The organism is Sphingobacterium anhuiense (assembly GCF_042686355.1).
Taxonomy (GTDB): Bacteria; Bacteroidota; Bacteroidia; order Sphingobacteriales; family Sphingobacteriaceae; genus Sphingobacterium; species Sphingobacterium anhuiense.
In genome coordinates this window covers 82,015-101,869 of sequence record NZ_JBHUPE010000011.1, presented here as the reverse complement: position 1 = coordinate 101,869, position 19,855 = coordinate 82,015, and the positions used below count along the sequence as shown (strand labels likewise).

At 36.9% G+C, this 19,855-nt stretch carries 15 protein-coding genes; 9 read left to right on the top strand and 6 right to left on the bottom strand.

Going from position 1 to position 19,855, the window contains the following annotated elements:
• Positions 1–92 precede the first annotated feature (92 nt).
• Complete coding sequence (gene tpx, locus ACFS6I_RS20430; RefSeq protein WP_380923384.1) at positions 93–593, top strand: thiol peroxidase; 501 nt, start codon at positions 93–95, stop codon at positions 591–593.
• 54 nt (positions 594–647) lie between these two features.
• On the opposite strand, the gene ACFS6I_RS20425 is transcribed toward tpx, so the two are convergent.
• Together ACFS6I_RS20425 and ACFS6I_RS20420 are read right to left on the bottom strand one after the other, a co-directional pair.
• Positions 648–1,820 carry a trans-sulfuration enzyme family protein gene (locus ACFS6I_RS20425; RefSeq protein ID WP_380923382.1) on the bottom strand — a complete coding sequence of 391 codons (1,173 nt, stop codon included), beginning with the start codon at positions 1,818–1,820 and terminating at the stop codon, positions 648–650.
• 349 nt (positions 1,821–2,169) lie between these two features.
• Entirely contained in the window at positions 2,170–3,669 is a 1,500-nt protein-coding gene (locus ACFS6I_RS20420; RefSeq protein ID WP_132769255.1) for a catalase, read from the bottom strand.
• Between the two features lie 226 nt (positions 3,670–3,895).
• Here ACFS6I_RS20420 and ACFS6I_RS20415 point away from each other — a divergent pair, with 226 nt between their 5' ends.
• The 6 genes from ACFS6I_RS20415 to ACFS6I_RS20390 all read left to right on the top strand — a co-directional run bounded on the left by ACFS6I_RS20415 (position 3,896) and on the right by ACFS6I_RS20390 (position 13,672).
• Positions 3,896–5,791 (top strand): alpha-L-fucosidase, encoded by a 1,896-nt coding sequence (locus ACFS6I_RS20415; RefSeq protein WP_380923379.1) that lies wholly within the window; start codon positions 3,896–3,898, stop codon positions 5,789–5,791.
• Between the two features lie 3 nt (positions 5,792–5,794).
• Positions 5,795–8,143: a glycoside hydrolase family 95 protein gene (locus ACFS6I_RS20410; protein ID WP_380923377.1), complete on the top strand. Its 2,349-nt coding sequence runs from the start codon at positions 5,795–5,797 to the stop codon at positions 8,141–8,143.
• A gap of 62 nt (positions 8,144–8,205) precedes the next feature.
• The gene (locus ACFS6I_RS20405) at positions 8,206–9,444 is read left to right on the top strand and encodes a hypothetical protein (RefSeq protein ID WP_380923375.1); all 1,239 of its coding nucleotides are present in this window, start codon (positions 8,206–8,208) and stop codon (positions 9,442–9,444) included.
• A gap of 82 nt (positions 9,445–9,526) precedes the next feature.
• Positions 9,527–10,408 carry an AraC family transcriptional regulator gene (locus ACFS6I_RS20400; protein WP_132769247.1) on the top strand — a complete coding sequence of 294 codons (882 nt, stop codon included), beginning with the start codon at positions 9,527–9,529 and terminating at the stop codon, positions 10,406–10,408.
• Positions 10,409–10,430: 22 nt separating this feature from the next.
• Positions 10,431–12,164, top strand: coding sequence for a M64 family metallopeptidase (locus ACFS6I_RS20395; RefSeq protein ID WP_380923373.1), 1,734 nt, complete (start codon positions 10,431–10,433; stop codon positions 12,162–12,164).
• Positions 12,165–12,223: 59 nt separating this feature from the next.
• Complete coding sequence (locus ACFS6I_RS20390; protein ID WP_380923371.1) at positions 12,224–13,672, top strand: hypothetical protein; 1,449 nt, start codon at positions 12,224–12,226, stop codon at positions 13,670–13,672.
• 97 nt (positions 13,673–13,769) lie between these two features.
• On the opposite strand, the gene ACFS6I_RS20385 is transcribed toward ACFS6I_RS20390, so the two are convergent.
• From ACFS6I_RS20385 to ACFS6I_RS20370, 4 genes are all read right to left on the bottom strand, one after another.
• The gene (locus ACFS6I_RS20385) at positions 13,770–15,239 is read right to left on the bottom strand and encodes a glycine--tRNA ligase (RefSeq protein ID WP_132841046.1); all 1,470 of its coding nucleotides are present in this window, start codon (positions 15,237–15,239) and stop codon (positions 13,770–13,772) included.
• 130 nt (positions 15,240–15,369) lie between these two features.
• Positions 15,370–15,831, bottom strand: a complete 462-nt coding sequence (gene bcp, locus ACFS6I_RS20380; protein ID WP_021191329.1) for a thioredoxin-dependent thiol peroxidase — start codon at positions 15,829–15,831, stop codon at positions 15,370–15,372.
• 36 nt (positions 15,832–15,867) lie between these two features.
• Complete coding sequence (locus ACFS6I_RS20375; protein ID WP_380923368.1) at positions 15,868–17,589, bottom strand: M23 family metallopeptidase; 1,722 nt, start codon at positions 17,587–17,589, stop codon at positions 15,868–15,870.
• A 5-nt stretch (positions 17,590–17,594) separates the two neighbouring features.
• Positions 17,595–18,206, bottom strand: coding sequence for a fumarylacetoacetate hydrolase family protein (locus ACFS6I_RS20370; RefSeq protein ID WP_380923366.1), 612 nt, complete (start codon positions 18,204–18,206; stop codon positions 17,595–17,597).
• Between the two features lie 308 nt (positions 18,207–18,514).
• On the opposite strand from ACFS6I_RS20370, the gene ACFS6I_RS20365 reads away from it, so the two are divergent.
• Entirely contained in the window at positions 18,515–19,153 is a 639-nt protein-coding gene (locus tag ACFS6I_RS20365; RefSeq protein ID WP_380923364.1) for a DUF6266 family protein, read from the top strand.
• A 32-nt stretch (positions 19,154–19,185) separates the two neighbouring features.
• The gene (locus ACFS6I_RS20360) at positions 19,186–19,836 is read left to right on the top strand and encodes an HAD family hydrolase (RefSeq protein ID WP_380923362.1); all 651 of its coding nucleotides are present in this window, start codon (positions 19,186–19,188) and stop codon (positions 19,834–19,836) included.
• The last annotated feature ends 19 nt before the right edge of the window (positions 19,837–19,855 follow it).

The window sequence follows — 19,855 nt, the reverse complement described above, 5'->3', positions numbered from 1 at the left end:
ATAAATATTTATTTTGAAAGAATGTGTATTAATAAATGTGATTTTTGTAGTAACATTAACAGGAAATCATTAAATTGCTAAAAAAAATAATTATGGCAACAGTAGCATTCAAAGGTGGGGCAGTCAATACGGTTGGAAATTTACCGGCAGTAGGAAGTCAAGCTCCAGATTTTAAATTGACAGCAGGTGATTTATCTGATAAATCATTAGCAGATTATAAAGGAAAGAAAGTAGTTTTAAATATTTTCCCAAGTGTAGATACAGGTACCTGTGCAGCATCTGTTCGTGCTTTTAATAAAGCAGCATCAGGATTAGAAGATACTGTAGTATTGTGTATTTCTAAAGATTTACCATTTGCTCAAGGACGTTTTTGTGCAGCGGAAGGTTTGAATAATGTAGTTACATTGTCGGAATATAAAGACAGTAATTTTTCAGATGCATATCAATTGCGTTTTTCCGATGGCCCTTTAGCGGGTTTATTGAGCCGTGTAGTCATTACATTGGATGAAAACGGTAAAGTTTTATATGAAGAGCAAGTTGCGGAAGTAACAGAAGAGCCAAATTACGAAGCTGCATTGACATCTTTGAAATAAGCAGATCAATAAATAAAAAAATAGCGCCATCTTCAAGAAGATGGCGCTATTTTTTTATCTTGTTTTTTCTAATGCCTGTAAGATATCTTGGATAATATCTTCTTGATCCTCTAGACCAACAGATAGGCGTACACTACCCGGTTGAATACCAAGGTTTAAGCGTTCATCTTCTGTTAATTTTGAATGTGTTGTAGAAGCAGGATGGGTAGCGATTGATCTTGCATCCCCTAAATTAGAAGTATATAAAATCATATTTAATTCGTCTAAGAAACGGAAAGCTCGCTCTTTTCCACCTTTAACAACAAAAGTGACGATACCACCACCGGCCTTCATCTGTTTTTTTGCAAGCTCATATTGCGGATGGGAAGGAAGAAATGGATATTTAACATCTTCAATTTCTTCGTTTGTTTCCAAAACCGTTGCTAATGCTAATGCATTGCTGCAATGTCTATCCATACGTAAGCCCAGTGTATCTAAGCTTTTAGAGATGACCCAAGCATTAAATGGTGACAAAGAAGGACCAGTATGGCGAATAAAGAACATTAATTTGTCAATCAATTCCTGTTTACCCACAACTAATCCACCGAGCACACGGCCTTGACCGTCCATATATTTTGTAGCAGAATGGATAGAGAGATCAAAGCCATACTTTAACGGTTTTTGCAAATAAGGTGTTGCAAAGCAATTGTCAATGGCTAAAATAATATTTGGATATTTCTTCTTTAAAGAACCTAACCATTCCAGATCTACTAATTCCAAACCAGGATTAGAAGGTGATTCCAGGAAAATAATTTTTGTATTCGGCTGAATCGCTTTTTCCCATTCTTCGGGATCGACCGCATCAACATACGTGGTTGTTACTCCCCAACGAGGGAATAGTTGCGTAAATAATTGATGAGTTGAACCAAAAATAGCGCGTGACGAAACAATATGGTCACCACTTTCAACAATACCTGCAAAAGAGGCAAAGACTGCTGCCATACCCGAAGAGAAGGACAGCCCAGCTTCTGCTTCCTCTAGGATACAAACTTTGTTAATAAGCTCTGAAGTATTTGGATTGGCATAGCGGGAGTATATCATTCCTTGCTCTTCATCAGCAAAAATGGCTCTTCCCTGTTCTGCACTATCAAAGATAAAACTAGAAGTAAGATATAGGGGCACCGAATGCTCACGTGTTGCAGAACGATCGGCTTGTTCGCGGATGATTTTAGATTGATCTTTGTTCATGATGAGGTAAAGGTACAAGTTGTAAATTTTATTTTTTGTATTTTATCAAATAATTTTGTGTAAAATATAATCATTAGAACAACTTAAGTTTTGAAAATTTATACGATCCCAATCTCAAATAACAGCCTATCATACAGTTAAATCGATTGTAATGCGATTCATTTAGTTTTGTCAATATTGATTCGATTCTGAATAAGTACTATTAAAAAGCTAGGATAAGTGTGGTATAGGTAGATGTGAAGCTTTAAATTTTGATAATTATCATAGTTTATGATGTATTGCGAAGGTATAAAAAGAGCGGAAGTGTATGGGTACATTTCCGCTCTTTTTATTATTGCCGAATGATTTTTTATTTTTGAGGCATATGTTTCGCCATTTCATCCATAGAGAATCCTAATCCTTTAGCAACTCCTAGTCCTAAATTCATGTCGGCTCTAAACCAATGGCACAGTTGTCGCATAACAATTTCATCTCGTTTTGGTCCTTCAATTCCGGACATAGCACCTACTATATTTTGAATGAGATGTTCTTTCTGTCCAGCATCCAATAAACGGTATAAATCACCTGGCTGGGTATAATGATCATCCTCACCAGGAGCGTTGCGGTCATAATTATCAGCCACTAGGCTATCTACTTGCAATGCAGGTTCCTTGTAGGATTGGTCTTCGTAATGACCATCAAAACTATTTGGATAATAATTTGGAGCTGCCCCTTGATTCCCATTGACAGTCATCTGACCATCACGTTGATAATTATTAGTCATAAAAGGACATCTGTTCACAGGAATCTGTTCATAATTTCCCCCTAGACGATAACGTTGAGCATCAGGGTAAGATAATATACGTCCCTGTAGCATTTTATCTGGTGAGAATCCAATTCCATCTACAATATGTGCCGGAGCAAAAGCCACTTGTTCTACATGAGCGAAGTAATTATCTGGGTTTTGATTTAATTCCATTTCACCAACCTCGATGAGAGGATATTCTTTCTGTGACCATACTTTTGTTAAGTCAAATGGATTCCAACGGAACGTTTTAGTCTCCGATTCTGTCATGACTTGGATATAAAGCTTCCATTTCGGAAAATCACCCTTCGCAATAGCTGTATGTAAATCACGTTGTGCATAATCCATATCTTTAGCGCGCATTTCATCAGCTTCTGCACCTGTCAAATTTTTTATTCCTTGTTGTGTTCTGAAGTGGTATTTGATATAGACACGTTCATTTTGCGCGTTGATCATAGAGTACGTATGACTTCCATAACCGTGCATATGTCTGAATCCAAATGGCGTTCCACGATCGGACATCAAAGTCGTTACTTGGTGCAATGATTCGGGATTGAGTGACCAGAAGTCCCAGACCATGGTTGCCGATTTACAGTTAGTATGAGGATCTCTCTTTTGAGTGTGAATAAAATCAGGAAATTTTTTAGCATCCTTGATAAAGAAGACAGGCGTGTTATTACCGACCAGGTCGTAGTTTCCATCTTCGGTATAAAATTTAACAGCAAATCCGCGTGGATCACGTTCGGAATCTGCCGAACCTCTTTCTCCTCCGACAGTTGAAAAGCGAATGAATAATTTTGTTTGCTTTCCAATACCATTAAAGAGTTTTGCTCTTGTGTATTTCGAAATATCATTGGTTACCGTGAAGGTACCATAGGCACCAGAACCCTTAGCATGTACAATACGTTCCGGAATACGTTCTCGGTTGAAATGAGCCAGTTTTTCATGGAGGAAATAATCTTGTAATAGCACCGGACCTCTTGGGCCAATTGTCATCGTGTCTTCGTAGTTTACAACAGGAGCGCCCGATGCTGTTGTAATTTTTTTGTTTCTATTGTCTTCCATTTTTAAAAAATTTATGAGTTTTCCCCTATTGTTCTACAACAAATTTAAATGAAATGAATGAGCTTATCTTATTGATAATCTTGATGCCTTATCAAGATTAGTGATGACTATTTTGTATATGTAATATAAATATAATCAATCGATTGCTTGAGGAAAATGATTTTGTTAGATTTTTAATACCCTAAAATTAAACTATATTTAAACCTTAAAACCTTTATCTAATTATATGTTTACTTTTCTATTCTCTAGTCTTCTCTGGGTAAATGGTAGTTTTTTGCTATCTGAACCGGTAAATCCACCAAAACCTTATGGAGCACTTCCTTCCGAACGGCAGTTGAAATGGCATGAAATGGATATGTATTGTTTAATACATTATACACCAACTACCTTCCAAAATAAGGAGTGGGGATATGGTGACGCAGATCCTGCTATCTTTAATCCTACAAATTTTGATGCTAATCAAATTGCTAAGGCAGCGGCTTCTGGGGGCTTTAAAGGGCTCATCTCTGTTGCAAAACATCATGATGGCTTTTGTTTATGGCCAACAGCCACGACAACTTATAGTGTAGCGTCATCTCCCTGGAAACAAGGAAAAGGGGATATGGTTAAAGATTTTATGACTGCGACGCATGCAAACAACATGAAATTTGGTGTTTATCTTTCTGCTTGGGATCGAAATGATACCAGATATGGAACAGCCGCTTATGCTGATGCATACCGGGCGCAATTGACTGAGTTAATGTCTAATTATGGTGAATTGTTTACCTCTTGGCATGATGGCGCCAATGGTGGAGATGGTTATTATGGAGGTTTAAAAGAGAAAAGGACGATTGACCGCAACACCTATTATGCGTGGGAGGAGAAAACTTGGCCAATCGTTCGTAAACTGCAACCGATGGCCATGATTTTTAGTGATGTTGGTCCAGATATGCGTTGGGTAGGAAATGAAAGTGGATTTGCGGGAGAAACCTCATGGGCTACTTTTACGCCGGAAGGCCTAGATGGGAAAAAAGCAGTTCCTGGATTGGTAAATGAAAAAACACTGACTTCAGGAGTCAGAAATGGGAAATACTGGATTCCTGCGGAATGTGATGTACCACAACGACCAGGGTGGTTTTATCATGCCGAGCAGAATGCGAAAGTCAAAACACCAACTGAACTGTTTGAAATTTATCTGAAATCTGTAGGTCGTGGTGCAAATATGAATCTTGGATTGGCACCCATGCCATCAGGACAACTGCATGAAAACGATGTGAAATCACTTGAAGCTTTTGGAAGAAAGGTGAAAAAAACGTTTGAAAATAATTTAGCAAAAGATGCGCAGATTACTGCATCAACTACTCGCGATCATGAAACTGGAGAATACGGTACGAAATACATTATTGATAATGATCGCTATAGCTATTGGGCAACCAATGATGATGAGCATCAAGCTGCTCTGGATATTAAATTGAAATCAGTGCAAACATTTGATATTATCCAGATTAGAGAAAATATAAAATTGGGTCAGCGTTTGGATAGTGTTTTAGTTGAGCAAAAAGTGAATGGGCAATGGACCTTGCTCACTAAAGCTACCAGTATCGGAGCAAATCGATTAATGAAACTGGCGAAGCCCATTACAACGGATGAACTACGAATTCAATTATTTGCACCTGTAGCGATTACAGTAAGTGATTTTGGTTTATTTAAAGAATTTGATGAACCTTTTGAATTTGAGGATACCGGATTCAAAAAATTAAGTGCAAGGCAGTTTACGGCAGCAGCTTTTACGGAATCGGCAAAAGCAATTGATAATAATGCGGAAACTTTTGCAACAGTCACTGCTTATGAAAAAGGATTTGTTTTTGAATTGAAAGAAGCGATTAACGGGTTTGGATACTTGCCTCGTCAAGATGGTAAAACAATCGGTACAGCTACGAAGTATAAAATTTATAGCAGTCAAAATAAACAGCAGTGGGAACTTTTGAAGGAAGGTGAATTCTCAAATATCAAAGCAAATCCGATTTTACAGCAAATCATTTTTGACGATGTTGTAAAAGTAAAATACATCAAATTTGTTCCAACGGAAACGTTAACCAAAAATGTATTCACAGTAGCATCCTTTGAATTATATTCTAAGTAAGAAATGAAAGGTATAACAAAATCAACATTATTTGCGCTGGCAGCCATCACTTGCTTACAGGCACAAGCGCAAAAAAGAGACGCTTTAACCATGTGGTATGACAAACCTGCCAACCGCTGGGAAGAAACGCTTCCTTTAGGCAATGGGTTAATCGGAATGATGCCTGATGGGGGTATTCAGTCTGAATCATTGGTATTAAATGAAATTTCCATGTGGTCGGGCTCTGCCGAAGACCCAAATAATTATAACGCATATAAGAGTGTTAGTGAAATTCAGAAGTTATTGATAGCTGGAAAGAACAAAGAAGCAGAAGAACTGGTCAATAAAAATTTTGTCTGTAATGGGCAAGGATCTGCTTTCGGAACCGGGGCCAATGCACCATTCGGTTGTTATCAGAATTTTGGATTTCTAAAATTCAATTTTAAACTAAGTGCTGAAGGTGTTTCAAATTATGAAAGATCCTTAAATATTGGCAATGCAACCGCGCAGACTTCCTTTACTGTAGGAGGAGTGGATTATAAGAGGACTTATTACACCTCTTTTGATCAAAATGTAGGCGTTGTACACTTAACTGCTTCAAAGAAAAAAAGTATCAGTTTTGCTATTGCCTTAGAAAGAGCTGAAAATATTGATTCTTATCAAGTTAAAAATGGAGAGATTATTTTGCAGGGTTCTTTGCCAGACGGTAAAGGAGGCAAAAACTTACATTTTGCGAGTAAAGTGAAGATCAGATTTAAGGGTGGAAAATTAACAGATGACGGTAAGCAGTTGATCTTAACAGACGCTGACGAAGCTACTGTTCTTTTTGCAGCAAGTACGAATTATTACGGAACTAATCCTCAAGAGGTAATCAGTCAGGATATCGCCGCAGCTGAAAAAATAGCGGAAGAAAAACGCTATAGCAATCATAAAAAAGCATTTGCAAAGAAATTTGATCGTGTTGCTTTAACCATTGCAGATGATCAGTCAAAAGTTAATGTTCCGACTGGAAAACGTTTACAGCAATTTTTTGAAAATCCAGCCTTAGATAATGGATTGGCTGCATTATATTTTCAATTTGGACGCTACTTGAGTATTTCAAGCACTGCTCCGGAACACAAAAATGCATTACCTCCAAATTTGCAGGGGTTATGGGCACATCAGATTCAAACACCTTGGAATGGGGATTATCACTTAAACATCAATGCGCAAATGAATCACTGGGGAGTGGAAGTGAGTAATCTATCGGAATACCATAATCCTTTTATTGCCCTGATCAAGCGCATTGCAAAGACAGGTGAAAAAACGGCTAAAGCTTATTACAATGCACCAGGATGGGTTGTTTATATGATGACAAATGTTTGGGGTTACTCTGCTCCAGGAGAAAATGCATCTTGGGGTTCAAGCACAGCTTCAGGATGGTTATGTAATCACCTGTGGGAGCATTATCAATTTACTCAGGATAAAGCCTATTTAAAAGAAGTTTATCCTGTATTGAAAGGAGCAGCAGAGTTTTACGATTATATTTTGGTTAAAGATCCTAAGACAGGCTGGTTGGTTACTTCACCTTCAGTTTCTCCAGAAAATGGATTTCGTCTTCCAAATGGTGAAGTTGCTTCAGTAGTGATGGGACCTACGATTGATAACCAGATTGTTAGAGAACTTTATGGGAACTTGATTCAGGCGGATAGTCTTTTGCAATTAAACGATCCTTTTATTCAAAAGTTAAAAGATAAGTTGACTCAGATCCCACCAGCAGTAGTGGTTAGTAAAAGCGGGCGTGTGCAAGAATGGTTGGAAGATTATACTGAAATAGAACCAAAACATAGACACGTCTCCCATTTGTATGGTTTATATCCGGCTCATTTCATTTCACCACAACAAAATAAAGAGTGGGCAGAGGCCGCGCGTAAAACATTAGAGGTAAGAGGAGATGAGGGTACAGGCTGGTCTCGGGCATGGAAGATTCTTTTCTGGGCAAGGTTGCAAGATGGTGACCATTCTTTAGAAATTTTAAGACAATTGCTCAAACCAGCTTTTGTGAATGAAACGACCTACCAAGGAGTCGGAGCAGGTACTTACCCTAATCTATTCTGTGCACATCCGCCGTTTCAGATAGATGGTAATTTTGGCGGTTCTGCCGGAATTGCGGAAATGCTTCTTCAAAGCCATTCCGGATTTATTCACCTGCTGCCGGCATTGCCAAAAGCATGGAAAGATGGCGCCGTAAAAGGATTGAAAGCTAGAGGAAATTATACGGTTGATATGACTTGGAAGAATGGACAAATCACCGATTATAAAATAACGGGACCAAATAAAACTGTTGTTAAAGTATTAAATGGATCGACATACGAAAATTATAAAATAAAATAATTTATAAATAAAATTCTGTAAATTGGTTGTAAATTCATGATGAGTTTACAACCAATTTTTTTATGAACCAACCACTTTACTATTGTCTGATATGTTTCGTCTTTTTTATAAGTTCATGTCAGTCCAATTCAGAAAAAAAGCAGGAGAAAAAAGGAACACCAATTGTCTATAAAATTACGGGGTCTTTAAATCCCGAAGTAAATGGTACCGTTTATTTGCAAGATCACGATAATTCCATCCAACAGTTTCATAGAGCTAAAGTAGAACAAGGTAAGTTCGTTTTAGAAGGCGAGTTGGTCATTGATGCATTTTACGATCTAATCATCAAGTCCGATTCGGGAGCTGTGAAAACCTTTAGTTATAGTACGCCCCTTTATGTAGAGGGCGATGCTGATTATGATGTTGCTATTAAGGAAAATGGTGATCATTTTGTTATTGAGGTAAAAACAAATTCATTGACAACAAATGAACTGATAGCATTCAATAAAAACAAAGAACAAGTACAGCTCGAATTAGATGAACAGCTTGCCAAATACAGCGTCGAAACTGCTGCTTTAAATGCTAAGCTCATGACCTTTAGCCGAGGACAAGAGTCTGTCTATAATCAAACTATAGATAGACTTGAAGAAATATCAAAACAGTCGAATGAAATTCGGGCCAGAAAAGATGATAAAAGATTTTACGAAAAATATGTTTTGAATAGCAAGCAAAAAGCATCATTTCTGATTCCCTATTCCTTTAAGTACATCAGCCTGAATAAGGAGAATTATAAAGATTATGATCAAATTTTAGCACGTTTAGATCCTGCGATTCAGAAACACCCACTTGTTAAAGCAGCTGTTGCAAAAGTAGATGAAGTCAAGAATTATTATGATAATATGCCGGTTTTTCCGGCTATTACTCCTCGTAATCTAAAAGGTGATTCTTTGAAGTTTGACCAGCTAGTAGATAAGAAAATGATAATTGTTGCGGTTTGGTCAAGTAAAGGCAAGAATTCAAAAATGGATTTACCGGTTTTAGTACGCAAAGAAGCCGAATTGAAAAAAATGGGGGTTGAAGTTGTGTATTTGACCGATGATGAAGATTATGAACGTTGGAGGGCAAGCAATCGACAAATCGGATTAGGAATGAACAGCTATTTGTTAAACGTAACCGATCGTGATTTTATCGAAAATAGCTATAATGTTATTGGAACCCCACGGTATTTATGGCTGGATCCAAAATCAAGAACTGTTATTGAACTGGCAGGTGCAGATCCAACGTTACCAAATTTTATTAAAAATGTCAAGAATAAATTATAATACAATTTACGTTTATTGTCCGCTATAATGTTTAAATTTGAATAATTAAACAATATCTGTTTTTTTGTAGCTATTTGTAAGAATGAAAATTGTTCAGTTTACCGTTCCTGTTCCCAATCAAGGTTCCGTTTGTGTACAAGAAGATCTGTTGGTTGAATTTTACAGCAACTATCATCGACATAAAGAAATCCAGCTGACATACATTCTAAAGGGGGAAGGTACTTTTTTGATTGGCAATTTTACACATCAATTCAAACAAGATGAAATTTATATTGTAGATGCCGATGAACCGCATATGTTTCAACGATCTGAGCTAGTTCCTGATCCTGATTTAAAAGAGCAGATCCATGCGATTCATATATTCTTTGATTATGCCCGGTTTAAAGATTTCTTACAATTGCCGGAATTGACAGAAGTCCGTTCATTTCTAGAAAATATCAATGTAAGTAAAAAACTGGACGCTGCTTCAAATCCAGGGATCAAACGTAAGTTTTTACAGATTAATGAGACGGATGGGTTAGATCGTTTAACGGCATTTATGGGGCTTGTCGATTATTTAGCTGAAAAAGTAGATCTATGGACTTCACTTTATACAGGAATTCCTCAAAAAAAGTATTCTGACGCAGAAGGGATTCGTATAAATGATATTTTTCAGTATACATTTAAACATTTTGAGAAAAAGATAGCCTTGGAAGATATCGCGGCAATTGCCCACATGACACCGCATGCCTTCTGTAAATACTTTAAAAAACACACCCGAAAAACTTATATTACTTTCCTCAATGAAATTCGCATTGAGCAAGCTTGTAAAATGCTGATACATGGTCTTTCTGAAAATGTATCGGATATCGCTTTTAAAACCGGCTTTAATAATGTGGTGAATTTTAATCGTGTATTTAAAAAAATCACGAAGGTATCTCCCAGTGAATACCTGATGCAGCACAAAATTAAAGACATGAACTAATACCTAATCAATACCTATCGTAATGAATATCAGATTACAGCATTTCCTTTTTAGTTTTATATTTTTATTTCTCCTGTTTCCCAATTGTTTTGCACAGCGTTATGCGATCGATACGTTACAATATCAAGGTACTGATCAAAAGGTTGTTAATCTTGTGATCCTGGGCGATGGTTATACACAGGCGCAGTTGCTGGATTTTGAAGAAGATGCCAAACGTTTCACTGATTACTTTTTTCAAACAGAACCCTTTCGTCAGTACAGTAATTACTTTAATGTATTTGCGATTAAAACACCGTCTTTAGAATGTGGAGCTGTACATGCTTGTACTGCCAGTGACTGTGTACACGGCAATACGGATTTGAGTCAATATCCAACCCGCTTTAATAAGTTTACAAAAAAATATCCAGTTCCTATTGCATCACCTAATACCATCTTTGGAAGCAGTTTCGATAACGGAGGACTGCACCGACTGGTGGTACCACAAAAGTATCAGGTTATCGAGCAGGTATTAAAGGAGCATATTCCCAATTATACACAAGTTGTGATTTTGGTAAATTCTCCCTTTTACGGTGGTTCAGGTGGTAAGTATGCGACAGCAACCGTTAACTTTATGAGTAATGATATTGCTGTTCATGAGATCGGTCATTCTTTCTCTATTTTAGCCGACGAATATTGGGCAGGTAATCAATATGCAATTGAAGGTCCTAATCGTAGTCAGGAGTCTGATCCGACAAAGGTTCCATGGAAGCATTGGGTCGGGACACAAGGTGTTGGTGTATATTCATACGGAGGATCAGGATCAAAGTCGACTTGGTTTAGACCGCATGAATTTTGTAAAATGCAATACTTGGTGGCTCCTTTTTGTGCTGTTTGTCAAGAAGTTTTTGTAGAGACCATACATCATAAGACGAATCCAATTGTAGCGACCTTCCCAGTAGCGAGTAAATCTGTAGATGCAGGTAGTATGTCTGTCTTCTCTTTAAAATTGCTGAAACCATCTCCCAATACACTTGACGTGAAATGGTACCTCAATAATCATCTAATTGATCAGAATATTGACTCTATTTATTTGAATATAGGTATGCTTGAGTTGGGGGTAAATCAATTAAAAGCGATTGTGAAAGACACAACTTCATTAGTTCGTAACGATTCCCATCAACAGCATGTTTATGAGACGGTATGGTCTATTAACAATAAAATGGACCGCGCACTCGCAATGCCACTTTCAAACTGGGGCGACACACTTGAGACCTGCTATAATGGAGGACAAGTACTGTCCGTAAAGAATGCAAGTCGTGGATTAACATACAATTGGTATAGCGAACACCAATTAACAGTTCCTTTCGCTACTGGATCGAATGTGAGCGTGAATGATATCAATAAATCTACCGTTTATTTCGTGGAAAGTGTTTGGAAAGACAAAAAATCTACTAAAAACAAAGTTTTGGTTAAAGTTTTTGACAAAGTTGAAAAACCAAAAGGTGCGAAAGTACGATTCGATAAGAAATTGAATAAAATTCGTGTTACTTTGAACGAAAAGATTGATGATCGTTACAATTACTTGTGGTGTAACGAAAATGGTACATCATTATATGAATGGGATGAGTTTAATGGCGAATATGTTTCTCCAAAAGGAAATAACAATGAATTACTGTTAAATAAATCGAATTCAAATTCAAAAATATATGTGGTAAAAGTTAATAAAACAACAACGTGCCGTAGTGAAAAGTTAGAGATTTTAATTTCAAAGTTTTAATACTTTACTTAAGTAGGTATCTTTAAGGTTATTTATATATTATAAACCATAGATATTTTATGAAAAAGAATGTTAAATTTAATTTTAACATATTTTCTCTCGTATTCATCTTTTTATTAGCCGTTGCTTCATCATGTCAAAAGAACAAGAAAATTTCAGATGAATTAGACGAAAATGTGTTCTCAGTAAAGTTCAAAATTAAAGATTTTGAAAGTATTGTATCGCCGCTTCAAAAGGCAAATGGCGCTAGGAAATTAGTTTCTTCAAAAGCTTCTGTTAATTCTAAGGAAGAAACTTTATTTAAATGGGACTTCGATCTAGGAAATGCAGATCCTATTATTGCATTTAATCCGTTACCTGTTATTGATTATAATAATGGGAAAGTTGATTACGGTTTTACCGCAGGATGGCCTACTACAGGCAAATCAATTAGTTTTAGAGGGGTGGAGTCAATCCTTTTTAAACTTCCCGCACAGCAGATCGAATTGCTCAGTAATCTGAGTCTAGATGTGAATAGTTCGGGGACAGGTCCACGTGCCTTATTGATCGATTATTCGACCGATAAGGGTTCAAACTTTTCGAAATTGTCGGATACGATTCACTATCCACTGGATTTAACAAGCACCGGTATATCAAAGCTCCCAATCTCTCAATCTCTGAATGCGATACCGGTTATGGGTAAAGAGGCCGTTTGGATACGTATACGTCTGTATTCAGGTAAACGTCCGCCTGGAAGTATTTATAATCCGACCAGCAGTACATTTAAACTTGATAATGTTTTGATTACTGGAGTTGTGAACGATACAGCATTACAAAACAAATTATATTATCATATTTATAATGCTTCAGGTAATGAACTGGTCAAACAGGGCGGTATCTCAGCAGAGGAAACTTTTGCAGTTGATCTGCCATTGGGGACATATTATTTGAGTGTACTGACAAAAAATTCCAATAGTCCTATCGTGTTTGCTAATAGTACCAATCGCAATGGATTTTATATCAGTAATTCATTTATGGAGAAGGAAGCCGAGATTTATGCCGTTCGAGATACCTTTGAGGTTAAACAGTCTATAGAAAGGACATTGCTATTAAAACGTTTATACAGTGAGGTGAAAGTAGAGTTTACCGATATAGTTGATTTAAGTCATATTGATAGTATCCGAATACAGCAAAAGCATCCCGGCTTTTATTATTATCCCTTTAGTAACAGCAGCAACAGTCAGTTGGATGCGACTTTCTTGAAGATCGAACCCAATTTTACAGAGAATAATAAAAGTTTCTTTTTTAATCAATTTATGGGGTTTCATGATACAAATAAAACGATCAAGTATGAACTCACCGTTTACGAAAAGGGATCTGTTATTCGATCATTTGAATTAAAAAGTGAAGTTAAGAATAATATGCAGGTTCTTTTTAAGGGCTTATTATTAGAAGAAATCAATCCTGGACAAGGATTTATAATACGAAAGAATGAAAAATGGGATGGAAACGTCGATGTTGATTTTTAAAGTTAAACATCGACAACCTACGTTATTTAATTAAATTTCGAAACAAAAAAAGAGCTTGCTGTTCAACAGCAAGCTTTTTTTTTATTTATTTAAGAGATTACAATACTTTTTTCAAAAGTGTGTTCCAACCAACTAGATCGGCAACAAATTTCTCTAAGTCTGCAATTGCTACACGTTCCTGTTGCATGGAGTCACGGTGACGGATCGTAACCATATTGTCTTCTAATGACTGATGGTCTACAGTGATACAGATTGGCGTACCGATTGCATCTTGACGACGGTATCGTTTACCAATTGAATCTTTTTCATCATACTGTACATTGTAATCCAATTTTAATACAGCCATAATCTCACGTGCTTTTTCTGGAAGACCGTCTTTTTTTGTTAAAGGTAAGATGGCAGCTTTAACAGGTGCAATTGCAGGAGGGAACTTCAATACGACACGTGAATCTTGCTTTTCAGGTGTTGAAAGATCTTCTTGAACCAATGAATTACATAGAACTGTTAAGAACAGACGATCTAAACCGATAGAAGTTTCGACTACGTAAGGGATATAGTTTTGATTGATCTCTGTATCAAAATATTGCATTTTTTTACCAGAGAACTCTTGGTGTTGTTTTAAATCAAAATCAGTTCTGGAGTGGATACCTTCAACCTCTTTAAATCCAAATGGGAAGTTGAATTCAATATCTACTGCCGCATTCGCATAATGAGCTAATTTATCGTGATTGTGGTAACGGTAGTTATCAGGGTTGAAACCTAAAGCTAAATGCCATTTAAGACGGGTTTCTTTCCATTTATTGTACCATTCCATTTCTGTACCTGGACGAACAAAAAATTGTAATTCCATTTGTTCAAATTCACGCATACGCATAATGAATTGACGAGCAATAACTTCGTTACGGAATGCTTTACCAATTTGAGCAATTCCGAAAGGAATTTTCATGCGGCCAGTTTTTTGAACATTTAAGAAGTTAACAAAAATACCTTGAGCAGTTTCGGGACGTAAGTATACCTGTTCAGCACCATCTGCCATAGCACCCATTTGGGTAGCAAACATCAAGTTGAACTGACGTACATCAGTCCAGTTTTTAGTTCCAGAAACAGGACAAACGATATTGTGATCTTCAATAATAGTTTTTAAACCAGCAAGATCATCAGCATTCAAGGCAACGTTCAATGCTTCTAATAGCGCAGCCGCTTTATCAGTTTTACCATCAGCTTCGTAACGCGCTATTTTATCTTCGATCAATTGATCTGCACGGTAACGTTTCTTAGAATCTTTGTTGTCGATCATTGGATCATTAAACCCGTCCACGTGGCCTGAAGCTTTCCAGGTCGTTGGGTGCATAAAGATCGCAGCATCGATACCGACAATGTTTTCATGCAATTGCACCATGGATTTCCACCAATAGGTCTTTAAATTATTTTTTAATTCAGAACCTAATTGACCGTAATCATAGACAGCACTTAAGCCATCATATATTTCACTTGATTGGAATACAAAACCATATTCCTTTGAGTGGGATACTATACTTTTAAAGAAGTCGTCTGTTTGTTTGCTCATAAGTAGCAAATATAAATATTAGTATTTAGATTTTAGATAGTCGTACTTAGATAATGATAATCGTATGCAGACCATGTAAATAAATGCAAGTCTGCTAACTCTTTTATCATGATTCTAGTATTGTTAAGTATTATTTTATAAGATCGCGAATTTGTTGAGACGCATTCTTATTGTCCACCTTTTTAATGATGTGAGCAATATTTCCTTGTTCATCAATAACAAATGTTGTGCGTGCAGTTCCCATATACTTTTTACCGTACATGTTTTTTTCTACCCAAACACCATAATCATTGACAATTTTCTGATCTTCATCAACCAGTAATTGAAAGGGAAGTTCATGTTTGTTGATGAACTTTTGATGAGAAGCTTCTCCATCGATACTTACCCCGATAATTTCAAATCCATCTTTCTTTAAGGATTGGTAATTATCTCTAAAATTGCAAGCCTCTGTTGTGCAACCCGGTGTATTATCCTTTGGGTAGAAATATAAAATCACCTTCGTTCCAATAAAATCTGACAAAGAAATACTTTCTCCATTTTGGTTCTTAGCCGTTATTGCAGGCGCTTTCTGTCCTATTTCTAATGTAGCCATATGTGTTATTAATTAATCTAATGAACAAGATACTGATTATCTGGTGAAACTTGCTTCATAAACTCTGACATTATCTTTCCAGTCTTTGACCTCCAGCTTAAAGCTATGTTTTCCGGATCCTAAATTGGATTCGAAGTTATGCCAGATATGACGATTTTTTGGGTCATATTTCATCAGCACCCACTCGCCATCAATGTAAGCATTGAATGACTGTATACCGGATAGATTGTCAGAAATGGTAAAGTCAATTTGCTTTTGTGCACTGACATTTTTATTGTTAACGAGATTACGGGCTGTGATGGTTGGAGCTATCGTATCAACGGCTACATAAAAGTCGCCAAAACTGCGTACTGATGCTGTTACTAAACCATTTTCATATTTTCCACCCTGTGCACCACCATCTGTTGAAACGAGAAGAGCCTTACTGTACAGTTCTTTCGTCAGGTCGGCAGTTGGCCTAATACTTAATGTGTAAGAACCAAATACAGGCGTAAATTTATTATGGACGCGATGTAATTGGGAATAACCGTTGGCTGGTTTTTGCCCTTCACTATAAGTAAAGTTTAAATTGTCATATAGCGTATTTTTTGGTATGGTTACTTTAACATTGTCTGCTTGGTAAATGTTTTCCAGTAGGAAGTTGAAGTATTTACCAGCGTTTGACGGATTGTTTTTGACTACATAGTTTGTATTTCGTTGCACTTCGAAATTTATTTCTGTGGCATTGCCCTGAACATCTTTGACAACATAACGAACCTGATGTACTTGATCATCTTTAAGTTCCATAACACCGCTGTTGTCCAATTGTGCATAGATATCGATTGGATTTCCCGGTTGCTTAAAACTCTTTTGTACGCGTACATTTGATTTTTTCCAATAAGGATAATCGATATAGGAATGGATAGCGCGCGTCTTATCAAAAGGAATAGCTTCGAAAAGTACAGTACTGATATTTTTATTATCTAAAAATAATTCTATTGAATATACACCGTAAGTAAATGAGATTCCTTTACGTCTATCTACGGTATTGATTCCTAAACCAAATTTACCATTAACAGGAATCGGTGCACTACCTGCAAGACTATAATTACCATTGGCCAATGCTTTTACAGTCTGATGCCTACGGGGAGTATTTTCATCGAATATAGGATTATCCAGATCATATAGCGTTACACCTCGTATGATAGGCTTAATGCCATCTGGAAATGTAAGTCCAAAAAGCTGTGTGTTGAAGGGAAGCTGCTGCTTCGTATCGCGAATTTCAAAATGAAGATGTGGACCTGCAGATCCTCCTGTATTTCCTGAGTTTGCCAGAAGTTGTCCTTTCTTCAAATTGAACTGACCAGGTTTTAGAAACAGGTCGACGTCAAAACGCTTTTGTTTATACTGCTCTGCCTTTATAAAAGCATTGAGCTCATTATTGAAACTCTCTAAATGTAGGTATACAGAAGTATAACCATTGGGATGATCCAGGTAAACGGAGTTCCCTCCACCACCGATCTGTACACGGATACGCGAAACAAAACCGTCTGCAACGGCATATACAGGTATGTTTATTTTTTGTTGCGTCCGATAGTCATCACCGCCATGGAAATGTGTTGCTCTCAATTCTCCGAATGAACCCGAAGCTTGCGGAGCAATATCCATGGGCGGTCTAAAATAATTTTGCGGGTATTGACGATGTTTGATGATATCCTGTGCATGGAGTGTGTTGGAAACAAGCGCAAACATCCCGATTATTGCTGTTAATTTTTTCATAGACCTTACTTTATGGTGCAACAAAACATTTGTTTTTCACCAATAAAACCAACTAAAGTATCACCGATTACAACGGGACCAACCCCTGCAGGAGTACCTGTGTAAATAAGATCTCCCTTTCGTAAAGTAATGAACTTGGAGATATAAACGATCAAATCGTCATAAGAAAAAATCATATCTTTTGTATTTCCCTGCTGTACGGTCTCTTTGTTCTTTAGCAAGGAGAAATCAAGATTTTTAAGATCATCAATCTCTTCCTTTGGAATCAACGGGCTGATGACAGCTGAGCCATCAAAAGATTTTGCTAACTCCCAGGGAAGACCCTTCTCTTTGTGTTTTTGTTGTATGTCTCGCGCTGTGAAGTCAATACCGAGTCCGATGGCATCAAAATATGTGTTTGCGAATTTTTGACTTACATGTTTTCCTTCTTTACAGATGCGTAATACGATTTCCGCTTCGTAGTGAATATCGTTCGAAAACTCGGGATAATAAAAGTCTTTGTTATCCTTTAGTAAAGCGGTGTCGGGTTTCATGAATACAACAGGCTGTTGTGGGATGGGGTTGTTCAGTTCTTTAGCGTGGTCTACATAGTTGCGGCCTATAGCAATGACTTTCATCTTGATCTTTCTTAAAGTAAAGCACCTGGATACATGCGTTGATGGTGCGGAATATACAAACTTAGCAAATGTAGAAAGTAATTCAAATTGATTCGGATCAAATTAAGGAAGTGTTATTATTTAATAGGGATATAACAGGGGGTTAATAGGGGTATAATAGGGGGTTAATAGGGGTATAACCCTATTAACCCCCTATTAAAACTAACTAAACAATATACTATACCTATATTAATATATAATTTTGTATATATTTGGTATTGAGTAGGGTAAAAGCGATTTGAAAACCAAAAAATAAACTAATTAAACCAATGGCAATTCAAGAAAACGGTCCCAATGGACCTTTTAAAGGTAAAGTAGGGTCTGTATATGGCTATAAGCTCAATGGTCAAAATATTATTAGAGGTGCTCGAAATAAAAACAGGAAACCTCCAACCGAAGCTATGTTGATGAATCAGCAGAAGATGAAGGTTGCGAATAATTTTATTGGACCTATAAAAGCCATACTGCAATATGGCTATCGTCATCTTGCTCCAAAAGGAAGTAGGGTTGGTCCATTTCAGTTGGCACAACAACACATCTTAAAGGAAACGATGGAACTGGATGCCGATTGCCAATATTATGTCAATGTTGAAAAGGTTCTTGTCTTTAAAGGTCCGCTTTCTCCTCCCATAGGTTGTTCGGTTGAAAAGCATGGAAAGATGCTGCATATGAAGTGGACAGTTAATGCCGATTATAAGGATAAAATGTATAAAATGAGCTTTGCATTATTTAATACAAAGGGATTTATGCAGCTTGATATTGGTATCGCTGAGGTTAATCAAGGCTCTTGTACAGTACCATTAATTGGATCTTTTGACGAGAAAATCCCTATTCATATATATTTTGGAATATGGGATTCGTACCTTGATTTAAATTCCGATTCGGTGTATTGCGGTATAGTTGAGTAGGAATTGCTCTTTGGTTTGACTATTTTTAAAGCATGAAAGATTTAAAAGCCGTATTTTTTGATTTTGATGGAACATTGGTGGATTCTGAACGTTTTTATTTTGAAGCATGGAAGCCAATTCTTAAGTATCATTTTTCAATTGATTTAGATTTTGAGACTTGGATTCAACATTTTGCAGGACATACTTTAGCGCGTAATCTATTGACGATGAAAGAGCTCTGGGACGTAGAGGTAAAAGAAGAATTTATGTGGAAAACCACCAGGGAAAATTATGCGCAACAAGATATGCTGAGTATACCCTTAATGCCCCATGCAAGAGAATTGATTCATTTTTTGGTTGAACAGGATATTCAGATCGGATTAGTGACTTCTAATTTTAGGCCAACTGTAGATCGCATGTTGACACATTATGATTTACATGAGCATTTTTCCTGGTTTGTAACTCGTGAGGATGTTGTTAATCCTAAACCTAATCCATCTTGTTATGAAAAAGCATTACAGTTATCGGGCTTTAGTAAGGAAGAGGTCGTTGCTATAGAAGATACTGCAACAGGCGCAAGAGCGGCAATCGATGCCGGATTGAAGTGCATTGCTGTCACCAAACAAAAAGCTGAGCGTGATCGTCTGGATTTTGCAACCTACCTTTTTTCAGACTTAAAAGAGGTTAATGCTATCCTGAGGTAGATTTTTGCATTTTTGTTAC

Coding starts and splice junctions, on each gene's coding strand:
- tpx (WP_380923384.1), top strand. CDS start 93: ATGGCAACAGTAGCATTCAAAGGTGGGGCAGTCAATACGGTTGGAAAT.
- ACFS6I_RS20425 (WP_380923382.1), bottom strand. CDS start 1,820: ATGAACAAAGATCAATCTAAAATCATCCGCGAACAAGCCGATCGTTCT.
- ACFS6I_RS20420 (WP_132769255.1), bottom strand. CDS start 3,669: ATGGAAGACAATAGAAACAAAAAAATTACAACAGCATCGGGCGCTCCT.
- ACFS6I_RS20415 (WP_380923379.1), top strand. CDS start 3,896: ATGTTTACTTTTCTATTCTCTAGTCTTCTCTGGGTAAATGGTAGTTTT.
- ACFS6I_RS20410 (WP_380923377.1), top strand. CDS start 5,795: ATGAAAGGTATAACAAAATCAACATTATTTGCGCTGGCAGCCATCACT.
- ACFS6I_RS20405 (WP_380923375.1), top strand. CDS start 8,206: ATGAACCAACCACTTTACTATTGTCTGATATGTTTCGTCTTTTTTATA.
- ACFS6I_RS20400 (WP_132769247.1), top strand. CDS start 9,527: ATGAAAATTGTTCAGTTTACCGTTCCTGTTCCCAATCAAGGTTCCGTT.
- ACFS6I_RS20395 (WP_380923373.1), top strand. CDS start 10,431: ATGAATATCAGATTACAGCATTTCCTTTTTAGTTTTATATTTTTATTT.
- ACFS6I_RS20390 (WP_380923371.1), top strand. CDS start 12,224: ATGAAAAAGAATGTTAAATTTAATTTTAACATATTTTCTCTCGTATTC.
- ACFS6I_RS20385 (WP_132841046.1), bottom strand. CDS start 15,239: ATGAGCAAACAAACAGACGACTTCTTTAAAAGTATAGTATCCCACTCA.
- bcp (WP_021191329.1), bottom strand. CDS start 15,831: ATGGCTACATTAGAAATAGGACAGAAAGCGCCTGCAATAACGGCTAAG.
- ACFS6I_RS20375 (WP_380923368.1), bottom strand. CDS start 17,589: ATGAAAAAATTAACAGCAATAATCGGGATGTTTGCGCTTGTTTCCAAC.
- ACFS6I_RS20370 (WP_380923366.1), bottom strand. CDS start 18,206: ATGAAAGTCATTGCTATAGGCCGCAACTATGTAGACCACGCTAAAGAA.
- ACFS6I_RS20365 (WP_380923364.1), top strand. CDS start 18,515: ATGGCAATTCAAGAAAACGGTCCCAATGGACCTTTTAAAGGTAAAGTA.
- ACFS6I_RS20360 (WP_380923362.1), top strand. CDS start 19,186: ATGAAAGATTTAAAAGCCGTATTTTTTGATTTTGATGGAACATTGGTG.